The organism is Vibrio sp. Vb0598 (assembly GCF_033338935.1).
Classification (GTDB): Bacteria; Pseudomonadota; Gammaproteobacteria; order Enterobacterales; family Vibrionaceae; genus Vibrio; species Vibrio alginolyticus.
Window position 1 is genome coordinate 1 of the sequence record NZ_JAWOTP010000262.1, and the last position, 1,089, is coordinate 1,089.

Below are 1,089 nucleotides of genomic sequence, written 5' to 3' on the forward strand. Positions count from 1 at the left end.
TTATTGGTTTGATTGCGCTTCGTCATGTTGTACTAGCAGAAACTAAATTGTTCTTTAACCCTTCAGTTCAATCTGATGATCTTGATGCGGTAAAAGCATAGCTCTACAAAGAACCGTTAAGCCTGCACTTAAACGAGTTAGAAACCTTAAAACACAAAGCCCGCTCATGTTTAGCGGGCTTTATTTTTATCTAGATTCAGATGACAGCGTTAATCACGTAACCACTGATGTTCAACCTTCTCTCCACGCTGCTCAAAAAACTTAGCGTTTTGCTGTTTGAACTGATCAACTTTAATATCCGCGATTGGCCAATGGGCAAAATCTTCCGTAATGAAAGACTCATCAACACCAAATTCCAGCGAATCTAAATGCTTACCTATGTAACGGTAAAAATAACTCTGTCCGACGCTATCACACACCATTGGCACATGCGCCATTCGCTGGCGATTCACTGATACGGATGCCCAAGTTGTGGCGTTCGGTTTGCAAGTTTTCTCCTGCACAACATCGATTTCAAACTTGTTGTCTAACGTCGTAGATACAAAAACGACGATCGCATCGTCAAGGTAAACTCGTCTTAACAAGAGCTGTTTGGTGTCGTGCGTTCGCGCCTTTTGGATACCATTAGAAAACGGCTCAAAGTGCGCCCAGTGCCACCCCCACTCCATCCCCCGAGGTGAAAACTTGATTTGTGGTAATGTCATCCAAGCAACAGCACTCGCAAACCCCAACAAAAACAGCGTCAACATTAAAGCAAGTCGGTATAAATTGCGCATTTAAAGTGGTTCTTCAATCAGTAACTTAATTCCTAGCGCAACAAGCACAGCACCTGTTACTCCTTCCATCCATTTCATAAAGCTGGCATTTTTGAGCAAGTTCTTTGCTGAGTTTAAAGCCCCAGCCAAGCCACATTGCCAAACCATTGCGATAACAAAATGGATAGCGGCCATCGTCATAGATTGCAACAATGGTGAGCCTTCCGGATTAACGAATTGCGGTAAAAATGCCAAGTAAAACACTGCCGTTTTTGGTTTTAGTACATTTGAGAGAAAGCCCTCTCTAAGCGAACGTTTTCCACTGTATACCTGC

General features: G+C 43.2%; 2 protein-coding genes. Both read right to left on the bottom strand.

What is annotated here, in order from left to right:
* Positions 1 to 209: 209 nt before the first annotated feature.
* On the bottom strand, positions 210 to 776 hold the full coding sequence (locus tag R7Q38_RS24560) for a hypothetical protein (RefSeq protein ID WP_005477711.1): 567 nt from the start codon (positions 774 to 776) through the stop codon (positions 210 to 212).
* Positions 777 to 1,089, bottom strand: a 313-nt coding sequence (locus R7Q38_RS24565) for a LysE family translocator (RefSeq protein WP_318114681.1), incomplete at its 5' end; no start/stop codon positions are given. It abuts the gene before it with no gap.